Annotated in this window: 13 protein-coding genes; 5 read left to right on the plus strand and 8 right to left on the minus strand. The window is 75.4% G+C overall.

Annotated elements, in window-relative coordinates:
• Window positions 1-303: 303 nt before the first annotated feature.
• Window positions 304-849: a hypothetical protein gene (locus ACZ47G_RS24485; protein WP_380457829.1), complete on the minus strand. Its 546-nt coding sequence runs from the start codon at window positions 847-849 to the stop codon at window positions 304-306.
• Window positions 850-1,079: 230 nt separating this feature from the next.
• Here ACZ47G_RS24485 and ACZ47G_RS24490 point away from each other — a divergent pair, with 230 nt between their 5' ends.
• Window positions 1,080-1,238 (plus strand): hypothetical protein, encoded by a 159-nt coding sequence (locus ACZ47G_RS24490; RefSeq protein ID WP_465745954.1) that lies wholly within the window; start codon window positions 1,080-1,082, stop codon window positions 1,236-1,238.
• Between the two features lie 67 nt (window positions 1,239-1,305).
• Here the strand turns inward: ACZ47G_RS24490 and ACZ47G_RS24495 are convergent, their stop codons facing one another.
• Window positions 1,306-2,151 carry an SAM-dependent methyltransferase gene (locus tag ACZ47G_RS24495; protein ID WP_465745956.1) on the minus strand — a complete coding sequence of 282 codons (846 nt, stop codon included), beginning with the start codon at window positions 2,149-2,151 and terminating at the stop codon, window positions 1,306-1,308.
• Between the two features lie 285 nt (window positions 2,152-2,436).
• On the opposite strand from ACZ47G_RS24495, the gene ACZ47G_RS24500 reads away from it, so the two are divergent.
• Window positions 2,437-4,665, plus strand: coding sequence for an MMPL family transporter (locus tag ACZ47G_RS24500; RefSeq protein ID WP_465745958.1), 2,229 nt, complete (start codon window positions 2,437-2,439; stop codon window positions 4,663-4,665).
• Between the two features lie 125 nt (window positions 4,666-4,790).
• Here the strand turns inward: ACZ47G_RS24500 and ACZ47G_RS24505 are convergent, their stop codons facing one another.
• The gene (locus tag ACZ47G_RS24505; RefSeq protein WP_465745960.1) at window positions 4,791-5,183 is read right to left on the minus strand and encodes a nuclear transport factor 2 family protein; all 393 of its coding nucleotides are present in this window, start codon (window positions 5,181-5,183) and stop codon (window positions 4,791-4,793) included.
• 101 nt (window positions 5,184-5,284) lie between these two features.
• On the opposite strand from ACZ47G_RS24505, the gene ACZ47G_RS24510 reads away from it, so the two are divergent.
• The 3 genes from ACZ47G_RS24510 to ACZ47G_RS24520 all read left to right on the plus strand — a co-directional run bounded on the left by ACZ47G_RS24510 (window position 5,285) and on the right by ACZ47G_RS24520 (window position 8,311).
• A complete protein-coding gene (locus ACZ47G_RS24510) occupies window positions 5,285-5,731 on the plus strand; it encodes a MarR family winged helix-turn-helix transcriptional regulator (protein ID WP_465745962.1) in 447 nt (148 codons plus the stop codon).
• A gap of 242 nt (window positions 5,732-5,973) precedes the next feature.
• Window positions 5,974-7,161 carry a serine hydrolase domain-containing protein gene (locus ACZ47G_RS24515; protein WP_465745964.1) on the plus strand — a complete coding sequence of 396 codons (1,188 nt, stop codon included), beginning with the start codon at window positions 5,974-5,976 and terminating at the stop codon, window positions 7,159-7,161.
• A gap of 130 nt (window positions 7,162-7,291) precedes the next feature.
• Entirely contained in the window at window positions 7,292-8,311 is a 1,020-nt protein-coding gene (locus ACZ47G_RS24520; RefSeq protein ID WP_465745966.1) for an AraC-like ligand-binding domain-containing protein, read from the plus strand.
• A gap of 165 nt (window positions 8,312-8,476) precedes the next feature.
• Here ACZ47G_RS24520 and infA read toward each other — a convergent pair whose 3' ends face one another.
• The 5 genes from infA to ACZ47G_RS24545 all read right to left on the minus strand — a co-directional run bounded on the left by infA (window position 8,477) and on the right by ACZ47G_RS24545 (window position 12,652).
• Window positions 8,477-8,701, minus strand: a complete 225-nt coding sequence (gene infA, locus ACZ47G_RS24525; protein WP_188306513.1) for a translation initiation factor IF-1 — start codon at window positions 8,699-8,701, stop codon at window positions 8,477-8,479.
• Between the two features lie 117 nt (window positions 8,702-8,818).
• Window positions 8,819-9,601 carry a GNAT family N-acetyltransferase gene (locus tag ACZ47G_RS24530; protein ID WP_465745968.1) on the minus strand — a complete coding sequence of 261 codons (783 nt, stop codon included), beginning with the start codon at window positions 9,599-9,601 and terminating at the stop codon, window positions 8,819-8,821.
• Between the two features lie 320 nt (window positions 9,602-9,921).
• Window positions 9,922-11,022, minus strand: coding sequence for a baeRF3 domain-containing protein (locus ACZ47G_RS24535; RefSeq protein ID WP_465745970.1), 1,101 nt, complete (start codon window positions 11,020-11,022; stop codon window positions 9,922-9,924).
• A 188-nt stretch (window positions 11,023-11,210) separates the two neighbouring features.
• Window positions 11,211-12,458: an NAD(P)/FAD-dependent oxidoreductase gene (locus ACZ47G_RS24540; protein WP_465745972.1), complete on the minus strand. Its 1,248-nt coding sequence runs from the start codon at window positions 12,456-12,458 to the stop codon at window positions 11,211-11,213.
• Window positions 12,455-12,652: a ferredoxin gene (locus ACZ47G_RS24545; protein ID WP_465745974.1), complete on the minus strand. Its 198-nt coding sequence runs from the start codon at window positions 12,650-12,652 to the stop codon at window positions 12,455-12,457. Before ACZ47G_RS24545 ends, ACZ47G_RS24540 begins: the two co-directional genes overlap by 4 nt.
• Window positions 12,653-12,839: the final 187 nt, after the last annotated feature.

Here is a 12,839-nt window from a genome sequence, read left to right on the forward strand (position 1 = left end):
CGCTCCTGGGCACGGACGGCTGCGCTCTCAGGCTTCACGACGAGTCCTCCGACAAGTGACACGGACCGAAGGGGGCATGCATCGCAGCGATGCTAGGAGATCTACATACCTTTGGGAAGGTATTTTAGTGACCAGCTGACATAACTCCTGCCATCAACTGCCTTCACCGTGGCTTTCCAGCCATATACCTTCGCCCAGGTATATTTTTGGGCGGAGGGCGAAGGCCCTGGAGAAGGGCTGGTCAGTCCGTGTGATCCCCCGTCAGCCCTCTCCCCCGGTCAGCCCCCGTCAGCCCTCCCCCGGTCAGTCCTCGTCCTCGTCGGCCCGGGAGAGGGCGTCGGTGATCAGGCGGGTGGCGAACTCCTGGTCGTCGCCGCAGATCCGGTTGACGTACTCGGCGAGCAGGGTGGCGGTGGCCTCCAGGGGGTTCATCTCGGCGTCCGTCCACGGGCCGTACTGCGCGCGCCACAGGTTGGGGCTCAGGCCGCTGCCGGCGGCGACCAGCAGGCCCGCCATGGTGGGGATGACCTCGGGGCGGAAGGTCCTGGGCATCATGCGCATGGTGGCCACCAGGGTCGGCACCACGTACTCGATGACGTCCTTGCCGTGGTCCTCGCAGGCCGTCCGCAGCCAGTTCATGTAGAGGTAGATGAGGGTGCAGGCGCCCTCCAGCAGGGCGCTGAAGTCGTCCGGGCCCATGGACGCGGCGAGGTGGTCGACCATCTTGCGGTGTTCCGGGTCGGTCTCGGTCCGCCCGTCGTAGAGGGCCTTGAGCCGGGAGTCGATCACCATGAGCGCCGCGCTCACGTCGCCGGCGGGGGCGTACTGGGGGTCACAGGGCGAGGGCACGGGACTCCTCCTCCGGGGCGGGGCGCCCGGTGCGGCGACGGCGGGTTCCGTCGGCCGCCCCAGGAGACCGGACCGGGGCCGGGCCCGGGGCGGGAACCGCCCCGCGTCACCCGGACGGGATCCCGGCGGCGGCCGGGCCGTTGACGAAAAGGACTGTACGAACGAACGTCCGGGCCCTAGGGTGACGCCCCGTCGATTCCGGTCCGTCCGTTCCCTGGAGCCCTTCACCGATGTCCTCGCCCGCCCCGTACCGCTCCCCCCGCACGGACGCCACCGTCCTGCTCGCCGTCCTGCTGGTGCGGAGGCTGACGGCCACCCAGGAGCGGCGCCTCGCCGAGCTTCCGGCCGGGCCGGTGTACGGGGTGCACGTCTCGACCGTCGAGGGCTGAGCCCGAAGGACGTGCGAGGGGCCCGCGGCGTCGCTGCGGGCCCCTCGCGCGTGCCGGCGGAGCCGGGTCAGGGCTTGAGGGCGACGCCGGCGTAGAAGGAGACCTGGGCGTCGGTGACGTCGGCCGGCAGCAGTTCGGCGGTGCCGTCGGTGCCGTCGGGGTGCCAGCGGTGGGCGGGGACGATGCCCGGCTCCAGCAGGTCCAGGCCCTCGAAGAAGGTGGCGAACTCGGCCTCGGGGCGCAGCCGCAGGGAGGTGCCGGCCTGGTTGTAGATCTCCTGGACCTTGGGCGCGCCGAGCGGGTCGAGTTCGGCGGTGGCGTGGGAGAGGACCAGGGCGGAGCCGGCCGGTAGGGGGTCCAGGAGGTGCTTGACGATGGCGTGGGCGTCGTCGAGGTCCGGGACGAAGTGCAGCAGGGCGACCATCGACAGGACCACCGGCCGGGTCAGGTCGAGGGTCTGCGCGACCTGGGGGGTGGTCAGGATCGAGGCGGGGTCGTGGACGTCGCCGTGGACGTAGGCGGTGCGGCCCTGCGGGGTGCTGGTCATCAGGGCGCGGGAGTGGGCCAGCACGACGGGGTCGTTGTCGGCGTAGACCACCCGGGCGCGCGGCTCGATGGCCTGGGCGACCTCGTGGAGGTTGGGCGAGGTGGGGATGCCGGTGCCGATGTCCAGCCACTGGTCCAGGCCGCGGCGGGCCAGGGCGCGGGTGGCGCGGTGCATGAAGGTGCGGTTGGCCCGCACGGCGGTGCGCATGGTGGGGAAGACGGTCAGGACGCGCTCGGCGGCTTCGCGGTCGACGGCGAAGTTGTCCTTGCCGCCGAGGAAGTAGTCGTACATCCGGGCGCTGTGCGGGATGTCCTGGCGGATCTGCGGCGACGCCGGCTCCGCGGGGTCGGGTTCGGTCGCGGTCATCCAGGTTCCCCCCATGCTCATCCCTGTCCTTTCTTGATCACATCGGGCCGGGGCAGTCTAGCCAACTCGCCGGTACCGCGCGGCGAGTCGGCGGTGAACGACGGCGTGGACAGCGGTGAACGGCGGTGTGACAGCGGTGAACCGCGGCGGGACGGCGGCGCGGGCGGGGCGGGCGGACCGCCGTCGGGGCGACTACCCGCCGGTACGGACGGCCGGGGGCGGCCCGCCGGGAACACTGCGCCGGTTCGGCGCGCCACCGCGCAAGGAGACCCCCGGGAGCCGTCCATGCCGCCGTCCGCCCGCCGTGTCCCCCCGGCCGTCCCCCCGGCCGCCCGGCGCGCGGCGCTGCGCCGCCTGGGCGAGTGGTGCGCGCGCCACTCACTGGTCGTCATCGTGCTGTGGCTCGTCGCCCTGGCCGGTGTCCAGGCCGCCAACCGGACGGTCGGCGGCACCTACTCGGACGACTTCTCGCTGCCCGGCACCCAGGCGCAGCAGGGCCGGGACGTGCTGCGGGCGCACGAGCCGGCCGCCGCGGGCACCAGCTCCCAGGTGGTGCTGCACGACGCCGGGCAGCTGGCCGGTTTCCAGCCGCAGATCGCCCAGGCCGTCGCCTCGCTGCAGCAGCTGCCGCACGTGATCGGGGCGCAGAGCCCGCTGCCGCCGCCCGGTCAGGCCGCCCCGCCGGGCGGGCCGCTGGCCCCCGACGGGCTGACCGGGTACATCACCGTCCGCTTCGACACCACGCCCGCCCTGCTGGGCCGCGACTACCTGGGCGGGGTGGACGCCGCGGTCGCGCCGCTGCGCCGGGCCGGGGTGCAGGTGGAGTACGGCGGGCCGCTGGGTGAGCTGGCCCGGCCGGTGGCGGACGACCGTTCCAGCGAGGTGATCGGCTTCGCGGTGGCGGTGGTGGTGCTGCTGGTGGGGTTCGGCAGTGCGGTCGCGGCCGGGCTGCCGCTGCTGACGGCGTTGGTCGCGGCGGTGGTGGGGCTGGGGGCGCTGGGGCTGGTGGCGGCGCTGTCCACGTTCGCGACCGTGGCGCCGACGCTGGCGACGATGATCGGCATCGGGGTGGGCATCGACTACGCGCTGTTCCTGCTCACCCGGCACCGGCAGAACCTGATGGACGGGGTGGACCCGGTGGCCTCGGCCGGGCAGGCGGTGGCCACCAGCGGACGCGCGGTGCTGGTCTCCGGCTGCACGGTGATCATCGCGCTGTCCGGGTTGTCGGTGTCGGGCATCTCCTTCATCGCCAAGCTGGGGGCCGCGGCGGCGGTCACGGTGGTGTCGGCGGTGCTCGGCGCGCTGACCCTGCTGCCGGCGCTGATGGGGCTGATCGGGCGCCGGATGGACCGGTTCGCCGTGCGCCGTCCGATCGCCGAGGCCGGCGGTGGCGGGGAGGGCGGCGGGAGCTGGCACCGCTACGCCCGGCGGGTCGAGGCGCGGCCCTGGCGGTACCTGGTCGCCGGGGTGGTGGCGCTGGGGGTGCTGTCGATCCCGCTGTTCTCGATCCAGCTGGGCCACATCGGCGACGGCGCCGATCCGACCAGCTTCACCGACCGGCGCGCCTACGACCTGGTCGCCCAGGCCTTCGGCCCCGGCGCGAACGGGCCGCTGACCGTGGTCGTCGACCAGAGCGCCGTGCCCGCCGGATCGCGGGCGGGGGTGCAGGGCGCGGTGCAGCAGGCCCTCACCGGCCTGCCCGGCGCGGCGAGCACCACCCCTTTGCAGACCAGTCCGGACGGCGCGGTGCTGTTCGCCACGGTCGTCCCGGCGGGCGCCCCGCAGGACCGGGCCACCACCGACCTGGTCAACCGGCTGTCGGACACCGTGCTGCCGGACGCGGTGGCCGGCACCGGTGCGAAGACGTACGTGACCGGCAACACCGCGGCCCAGGTGGACTTCCTGGACATCGTCTCCGGCCGGCTGCTCCTGATCATCGCGGTGGTGGTCGCGCTGGCGTTCCTGATCATCCTGGCGGTCTTCCGCGGCCTGCTGGTGGCCGTCAAGGCGGCGGTGCTCAACCTGCTGTCGATCGCGGCCTCGTACGGGGTGGTGGTGGCGGTGTTCCAGTGGGGCTGGGGCGGGCCGGCGCTCGGGGTGGCGGGGAAGGTCCCGATCGAGAGCTATGTGCCGATGATGATGTTCGCGATCGTCTTCGGGCTGAGCATGGACTACGAGATCTTCCTGCTCTCGCGCGTCCACGAGGCCTGGCTGCGCACCGGGCGCAGCCACGACTCGGTGGCGCACGCCCTGGAGATCACCGCCCGGGTGATCACCTGCGCGGCGCTGATCATGGTCAGTGTGTTCGCCGCGTTCATCGTCAGCGACAACGTGGTGATCAAGATGATGGGCCTGGGGCTGGCGGTCAGCGTGCTGGTGGACGCCACGGTGGTGCGGCTGCTGCTGGTGCCTGCGGTGATGACCCTGCTCGGCCCGGCGGCCTGGTGGACGCCGCGCCCGCTGGACCGGGTCCTGCCGCACATCGACACCGAGGGCGCGGGCGAGCGGCCGTAGGCGGGGCTGGACGAGCGGCCGCAGGCGGGGGGCTGGACACGAGCGGCCGGTAGGCGGGGCCGGCGGGGGCCGGTGAGCCCCCGCCGGGCCGGGCCGCTCAGCGCTCAGCGCTCAGCGGTCAGCGGTCAGCGGGCGCTGCCGAGGTCCCGGTCGTGCTCGCCGCCCTCCAGCAGCAGGGTGGTCTCCTCGATCCGGCGGAAGCGGCCGTCGGGGGCGAACTCGGCGAAGAGGTAGACCTCCATGCGGACGGTGGAGCCGTCGGTCTTGGTGACGGTCATGGTGTGGCGGTCGGCGTAGCGCGCGCCGTCGCAGAGTTCCTCGTGGACCTCGACGGAGCCGTCGGCCACGACCGTGCGCAGGTGGGCGATGTGGGCCAGGAACTGCCCGCGGTCGTCCCAGCGGCCGTCGGTGCGCTGGCGGTAGTCGGGGGCGAAGTGGCGGTCGGCGGCCTCGTGGAGGTCCAGGCCCGGGGTGAGGAGCAGGTCGGTCAGGGCGGTGGTGATGTCGGTGTGGCGCACGGGATTCCTCCGGAGGGGTGAGCACGGACTTCAGATGCGTGCCTCAAGCACGCAACTCACGCTACACGAAAAGCGTGCCCGATGCACGCTAATCTGAGGGGGTGACGAATCCGACCGGACACCAGATCGCCGAGGCCCTTGGACTGCTGCTGCGCCGCAGCACCCGCACCGGCCTGCACGCCCAGCTGACCGACGGCCTGGGGCAGGCCGTCGACGAACTCACCTACCCCGTCCTCAGCGGCCTGGCCCGCACCGGCCCGTGCAGCGCCGCCGACCTCGGCCGCGAGATCGGACTGGACCGCACCACCGTGACCCGCCGCGCCGACCGCCTGGAGGAGGCGGGCCTGCTGCGCCGCGAAGCCGACCCCGCCGACCGGCGCGCCACCCTGCTCGTCCTCACCGACCCCGGGCACGACGCCGTCCGGGCCACCCGGGACCGCCTGGCCGCCCGCATCGAGGACTCCCTCGCCTCCTGGCCGGCCGCCGACGCCGAGGTCTTCGCCCGGCTGCTGCGCACCTTCGTCGACGAGGGGCCGTTCCAGGCCTGAGCCCGCGGGCCCGGCACCGCGTCGACGCCGCGTCAGCGCCTCGTCGACGCCGCGTCGGCACGCGTCGACGCCGCATCGACGCCGCGTCGGCGCCGCTCGACCAGGCGGGTCACAGCGGGCGCGCGGCCGTTTCCCGGACCCGCCGGCCGGTGATCCCTTGCCGCCGGGGCGGCGGCCGTCGACCGCCGCCCCCGCGTCGTCCCACCGCCGACCCGCCGAGTCGCCCCTTCGGAGGCCCCGTCATGCCGCTGCGCTCCCACCCCGGCCCGCCGACCCGCCGCCCCCGGCGGGCGGCGGCCACCGCCCTGCTCACCGCCGCGCTGGCACTGGCCCCCGCCGGCAGCGCCGCAGCCGGGAACGGCGGCCGGGAGGACAACGACCGGGCGCTGCGGGCCCGGCTCCAGGCGCTGGTCGACCGCCCCGACGGCCCGCCCGGGGCCATCGCCGTCCTGCGCGAGGACGGGCGGGTGCGGGTGCTGCGGGCCGGGGTGGCGCGGCTCGGCACCGACCGCCCGCCGCGGGCCGGCGACCACATGCGCCTGGCCAGCGCCGCCAAGGCGTTCAGCGGCGCGGTCGCGTTGCGGCTGGTGGACTGCGGGCTGCTCGGGCTGGACGACACCATCGCCGCCCGGCTGCCCTCGCTGCCCGCTGCCTGGGGCGCGGTGACCCTGCGCCAGCTGCTCCAGCACACCAGCGGCCTGCCGGACTACAGCACCGCCCCGGACTTCGGCGACCTGCTGCGCACCGACCCCCACCACGTCTTCGACTCCCGGCGCCTGCTGGACTTCGTCGCCGACCGGCCCCTGGAGTTCGCCCCCGGCACCCGCTACCAGTACTCCAACTCCGACAACATCGCCGTCGCCCTGATGGCCGAGGCCGCCACCGGGCAGCGCTACGAGGACCTGCTGGCCTCCCAGGTCTACCGGCCGCTCGGGCTCGACCACACCAGCCTGCCCGCCGGCTACCGGCTGCCCAGGCCCTACCTGCACGGCTACGCCCTCCAGCCGCCCGCCGCGCCCCGGGACGTCAGCACCGAGTTCGGCGCCTCCGGCGCCTGGGCCTCCGGCGGCCTGGTCTCCACCCCCGCCGACTTCAGCGCCTTCGCGGCCGGCTACGCGGGCGGCCCGCTGATCGGCGAGGCGACCCGCGAGCAGCAGCGGGCCTTCGTCCCGGGCGCCTCCGAGCCGGCCGGCCCGGGCGCCAACCGCGCCGGGCTGGCGATCTTCGAGTACAGCACCCGCTGCGGCACGGTGTACGGGCACACCGGCAACACCGCCGGCTACACCCAGCTCGGCGTCGGCACCCCGGACGGGCGGCGCAGTCTGACCCTCTCCGTCACCGAGCAGGTGAACCAGGCGGGCAACCCCGACCTGCTGCAACACCTGCGGGCCGTCGAGGAGGACTTCGTCTGCGCCCTGCTCGCCCCCTAGGCCCCGGTCCGGCGGAACCCTGGCGGGGCCCTGGCGAGGGGCCCGGGCGGGTATCCGGACCGGGATCGGCTACGGTCGACGGTCCGGCAGCGGCCGGGCCGGGTGGCGCGGCGGGAAGGGAGGCGGCGAGGTGGCCGCGGGAGCGGAGAGCGTGTTCCGGGGGGAGGGTGTGCCCGCGCGGGAGCGGTTCGACTGCTGGCGGGAGCTGATCGGGCGCACCCGGGCCAGCGAGATGACCAGCGTCCACGCCGATGACTTCCGGGCGGAGATGCGGCGCCTGGAGCTGGGGCCGGTGACCCTCCTGAGATCCTCGTTCCCGCCGACCCGGTTCCGGCGCAGCGCCGCGATGGTGCGGCGCACCGACCCGGAGGTGTACCACCTGACGATGCCGCTCGCGGGCGGGCTCTCGCTCAGCCGCGGCACCGGGGAGCGCACCTTCGGGCGGGGTGACCTCTACCTGGCGGACAGCTCCCACCCGTACGAGGTGCGGGCCCTGGGGGCGCCCGCCGCCGGCCGCGGGGAGCAGCGGACCGAGGCGGTGGGCATCGACTTCCCGGTGTCGCTGCTGCCGCTGCCCCCGCAGCGGCTGCGCGAGCTGTTGGGCCGGGGGTTCTCGGTGCGGGAGGGGTCGGCGGCGCTGCTGGCGCAGTTCCTGGTCGGGCTGGACCGGCAGGCCGCCGCCCTGGGCCCGGCGGAGACGGCCCGGCTGGGCAGCGTCGCCGTCGACCTGGTGGCGGCCTGGGTGGCCGGGGAGCTGGACGCCGCCGGCGAGCTGTCGGACGACGCCCGGCACCGGGCGCTGGCCGGGCAGGTGCGGGCCTTCGCGCGCCGCAACCTCCACGACCCCGAGCTCACCCCGGCGGTGATCGCCGCCGCCCACCACGTCTCGGTCAGCCACCTGCACCGGGTCTTCACCCGGCAGTCCCAGGGCCGCACCCTCGCCGCCTGGATCCGCGCCGAACGCCTGGAACGCGCCCGCCGCGACCTCGCCGACCCCGCCCACCGCACCACCCCGGTGCACGCCGTCGCCGCCCGCTGGGGCCTGCCCCGCGCCGACGACTTCAGCCGCGCCTTCCGCGCCGCCTACGGGCTCTCGCCCCGCGAACACCGCCGGCGCGCCCTGGCCGGGAGCGGCACGGACGGCACGTAGACGCGTTGCCAAGGAAGTGGCGACGCAGTGACAACACGGCCGCCGCGCGCCCTGGCATCCTCCACGAGGTGACACTGCGGTGCGCCCGGGCCGGTCGGCCCGGCAGAACCGCTGGTGGCCCGGCACGCCACGGGGGAGCGTGCCGGGCCACCCTTGCCACCGGTACTAGTTGCGGTAGCGGTAGCGGATCCGGCCACGGGTGAGGTCGTAGGGGCTGAGCTCCACGAGCACCCGGTCGTGCGGGAGGATCTTGATGTGGTTCTTGCGGACCTTCCCGCTGATGTGGGCGAGCACGACGTGCCCGTTCTGGAGTTCCACCTTGAAGTTGGCGTTGCGCAGGCACTCGATGACGGTGCCTTCGACTTCGATGCCGTTCGTCGTCTTGGTCATGGTCCTCACCTCTTCTTCGTTGTCAGTACGTTCGGTGCGGTCGGTACGGGCGGTGCAGTCGGTACGGGCCGTGCGGGCCGTGCGGTCGGTACGGCCGGGGCGGCCGCGGGGCGGGGGTCAGCGGCGGACGAGTTCCAGGGTGCTGCCGGCGCGGCGGGCGCCGATGCCCTCCAACAGGGCGGTGGCGGCCCGGTCGGACTCCGTCACCTCCGCCCAGGCGGTGGCGGTGCCGTCGCGGTGCAGCGCGTCCAGCGCGTGGGCCAGCAGCGCCCGGGCGATGCCCCGGCGGTGCAGTTCGGCGCGCACGGCGATCAGCCCGATCCGCGGGCGGCGCGGCGGGGTCACCCGGATCAGCCCGACGTAGCGCTCGCCCTGGCGCGCCACCGCGTACCCGGCGGGGTCGACCACGAAGGTCCCGGCCGGGCGGGGCAGCACCTGGGCGGGCACCGCCTGCCAGCCGGCGCCGGCCGTGACCTCGTCGTGGATGACGCGCTCCAGGGCGCGCAGCGGGCCCTCCTCGGCCCGGCCGGCGGGCACGATCGTCACGCCCGCCGGGGGCCGTGCCGGGCCGAGCCCGGTGGCCCGCGGGTCGGTGGGCACCAGGTAGCCCCACTCGCGGCGCACCGGCGTGAAGCCGGCCCGCCGCCAGGCGGACAGCGCGTCCTGGTCGGTCTCGTCGACCATGGTGTGCAGGGGGTCCGGCAGGTCGGCCGGCAGCGCGGCGGCGAGGCGGTCGAAGGCGGCGTCGTGCCAGGCGTCGATGCTGACGAACAGCCGTCCGTCGGGCCGGCGCGAGGCGTCGGCGCGGCCGGCCACCCGGCCGTCCTCGACGGCGTGCCATTCGGTGTCCGAGACCCGCGTCACGGCAGGGGTGTTCGGGGCGGTACGGGGAGAGTCCATGGTGTTGCCTTTCGGAAGTGCCTCGTCTGGGGCGCTCCCGGGCGACACCAACGTCAATCGCCCACCGTGACGACAAGGGGGAGCACCCACCCGGTTCCAGCCTTCATGGGTCTCACCTCCTCGCGTTTTTCTCACGGCTGCGCAGACCGTAGCAGCCCGCGCCCTCCGGGCCCAACCCGTTTCCCGCGCACCGGCGGGCGGCGGCGGGCTCCGGTGGATCACGGTCCGCATCGGTTCTGACGCCTTGTCGACTCGGCGTCGAGGGAGTCGGAGGCCGCCGCGCCCGGGCGGTGCGGGGTCCGGGCGCGGCACGGGGCTGGTCAGAAGCGCAGGTCGGCGGCGATGCCGCGGGTGTCGGTGAGGGTGCCGTCGGGGACGAAGGTGATCTGGGCGCCGGTGTCGAGGGCGCGTTCGATGACCTCGTCGACGACGTCGTCGCGGGCGCCGGGCTCGTCGGCCTCGGCGGGGACGAGGTGGTCGCCGTCGTCGCGGACGGTGGTGCGGAAGTTCTCCTCGACCGCCAGCAGGGCGATGCGGCCCTCGGCGGCGGCGCGCCAGACCTCGTCGAGGCCGGCGGCGAACTCCTGGCGGCCGCGGGCCTTGTCGAGCCGGGCGAGGGTGTCGCCGACCTCGCGCTCGGCGTGGGCGCGCACGGCGGGTTCGACCACCTTGCGGACGGTCTCGACGTCGGCCTGGGCCAGGCCGCCGTGCGGGATCTGGGCGGTGGCCTCCTTGGCGATCGGCCCGGCGGCGTCCAGCAGGGCGAGCGCGGGCGCGTCGCCGACCACGTACAGCGGGCGGGGGTCGGCGGCCAGCACCTTGCCGATCGCATTGTCGGCCTGGCGCAGGAAGGTCTTGGTCTCCTCGTCGCGGAAGGTGCTGGGGGTGTCGCCGATGCGCTCGCGGCGTTCCGGGTCGGGGTTGTCGAAGAAGGCGCGCGCCAGCGGGAAGCCGTGGATCCTCTCCTCGCCGACCCGCTCCTGGTCGCCGCCCCACAGCACGGCCCGGTCGGCGGCGACGGCCAGCACCCAGTACGGGCGTTCGGCGGCCTGGGCGGAGACCAGGTTGCGGGTGAGGAAGGTGTCGGACAGGACCACCCGGGCGGGGGCGGTGCGGGCGAACGACCAGACCCGGTGCTCGCCGGGGGCGGCCAGGATGGCGAGGCCGTCCTCGGCGTGCACCAGGTCGACCTCGGCGAGGGCCCGGTCGAGCTGTGCGATGACGTCGATCCGGCCGGCCCGGGAGACCTCGGGGTCGGCCTGGATCCGCTCCTTCGCCTCGGCCAGCAGGTTGCGCAGCCGGACCGGGTCCTGGGCGTTGTCCGGTTCGCGGCGGTGGGTGGGCATCAGGATGGACACCGCCGGGTAGGGCCTGGGCCGGCGCAGTTCGGCGAGGACGGCGGGGCTGAGGGCGGGGCGCATGGGGACCCTTTCCGAAGGCGGTCGGCCTTCTCTGCATGGACGCACGGTGCCTGGCACAGCTGCCAAATGTCCTCAATGTAACGATTTGCGCACCGCGCCGCCGGGTCGGCTCGTGCCCGGGGACCGCCCGAGGCCGCCGGGCGAGGGGGTGGCCCGGTACGCCCTCCCGCCCGGGGAGGGCGTACCGCTCAGCCGACCGGCGCGGCCTCCCGGTGGGTGACGGGCGGCCAGGGGTCGCCGGCCTCGACCTGGGCGCGCAGGGTGCGCAGGGCCCGGGCGGCGGCGATGCCCACCGCGCCGGTGACCCGGCCCCCGCGCACGCAGGCGGCGGCGAAGCGGTGCTCGGCGAGGCTGCCGTCGACCACCTCGAAGCCGTCGGCGGCGCCGGGGCTGCCGAAGGCCTGCACCCGCAGGCCGTACTGGTCGGTCCACAGGTACGGGACCGGGGTGTAGGCGCGGCGGGTGCCGTCCGGGCCGGCCAGCAGGTCGCGGGCGGCGTGCAGGGCCTGTTCGGCGGCGTTGGTGCGCTGTTCGAGGCGTCGGCGCCGGCCGGTGCGCGGGTCGGGCCAGGCGGCGGCGTCGCCCGCCGCCCAGACGCCGGGGCCGGCCGCGCAGTGGGCGTCGCAGGACACCCCGCCGTCCGCCTCCAGCGCCACCCCGCTGCCGGCCAGCCACTCGGTGGCCGGCTCGGAGCCGATCGCCATCAGCACGGCGTCGGCGGCCAGTTCGGAGCCGTCGGCCAGCCGCACGCCGGCCGCCCGGCCGTGCCGCCGGAGCACCTCGACGGCCGCGCCCCGCCGGATCCGCACCCCGTGCTCGCGGTGCAGCCCGGTCAGCAGCGCGGCCGTCTCGGCGCCCAGGACGGCGGCCATCGGGGCGGCGGCGGAGACCAGCCAGGTCACCTCGGCCCCGAGGCCGACGGCGGTGGCCGCCGCCTCGGCGCCGAGCAGCCCGCCGCCGACCACCAACAGCCTTACGCCCGACCGCAGTTCCTCGCGCAGGGCGAGGGCGTCGGCGAGGGTGCGCAGCACGTGGGCGCCGGGCAGCGGGGCCTCGCCGCCGGGCCCGGTCCCACCGGAGCCGGGCAGCCGGCGCGGGCGCACGCCGGTGGCCACGACGACGGCCTCGCAGCGCACCCGGCTCCCGTCGGACAGGTGCACGGTGCGGCTCGCGCGGTCCAGGCGTTCGGCGGCCACCCCCAGGCGCAGGTCGAGCCGCAGCTCCTCCAGCGCGCCGGGGGTGCGCAGGGCCAGCCGTTCGGGCTGCCACTGTCCGTCGAGCAGCTGCTTGGACAGCGGCGGCCGGTCGTACGGGGGCTCGTGCTCGGCCCCGATCAGGGTGAGGCGGCCGTCGTAGCCGGCCCGGCGCAGCGCCTCGGCGGCGTGCAGTCCGGCGGCGCCGGCCCCGACGACGGCGACCTCGCGCGCAGCGGTCACGCGTGTTCCAGGGTGATCGCCGCGGCCGGGCAGACCCCGGCGGCGTCCTGGACGGCCTGGTGGAGGCCGGCCGGCGGGCGGGCGTCGAGCAGGACGACGATGCCGTCCTCGTCGCGCTGGTCGAAGACCTCGGGGGCGGCGAGCACGCAGCTTCCCGCGCCGCAGCACTTCTCCTGGTCGATCCGGACGAGCATGGGGGTTCCCTTCGGGGCGGTGACGGGGGGCGGGGGGGGATGTGGTCGGGCGCGGGGGCCTGGTCGGGCGCGGGGGCCTGGGGTCTTTTCGGTCAGGCAAAAAACAAGCCCAAGATCCCCCAACGAAAGGCAAGCCGCGGACACCATACACGAGCACCCCCCCCCAGAAAAAGACCCCACCCAACAG

Source organism: Kitasatospora sp. NPDC030952 (genome assembly GCF_055571335.1).

What these genes read in the sequence shown, in the direction of transcription:
- ACZ47G_RS24490 (WP_465745954.1), top strand. Translation starts at nt 1,080, where the DNA reads ATGTCCTCGCCCGCCCCGTACCGCTCCCCCCGCACGGACGCCACCGTC.
- ACZ47G_RS24495 (WP_465745956.1), bottom strand. Translation starts at nt 2,151, where the DNA reads ATGACCGCGACCGAACCCGACCCCGCGGAGCCGGCGTCGCCGCAGATC.
- ACZ47G_RS24500 (WP_465745958.1), top strand. Translation starts at nt 2,437, where the DNA reads ATGCCGCCGTCCGCCCGCCGTGTCCCCCCGGCCGTCCCCCCGGCCGCC.
- ACZ47G_RS24515 (WP_465745964.1), top strand. Translation starts at nt 5,974, where the DNA reads ATGCCGCTGCGCTCCCACCCCGGCCCGCCGACCCGCCGCCCCCGGCGG.
- infA (WP_188306513.1), bottom strand. Translation starts at nt 8,701, where the DNA reads ATGACCAAGACGACGAACGGCATCGAAGTCGAAGGCACCGTCATCGAG.
- ACZ47G_RS24530 (WP_465745968.1), bottom strand. Translation starts at nt 9,601, where the DNA reads ATGGACTCTCCCCGTACCGCCCCGAACACCCCTGCCGTGACGCGGGTC.
- ACZ47G_RS24535 (WP_465745970.1), bottom strand. Translation starts at nt 11,022, where the DNA reads ATGCGCCCCGCCCTCAGCCCCGCCGTCCTCGCCGAACTGCGCCGGCCC.
- ACZ47G_RS24545 (WP_465745974.1), bottom strand. Translation starts at nt 12,652, where the DNA reads ATGCTCGTCCGGATCGACCAGGAGAAGTGCTGCGGCGCGGGAAGCTGC.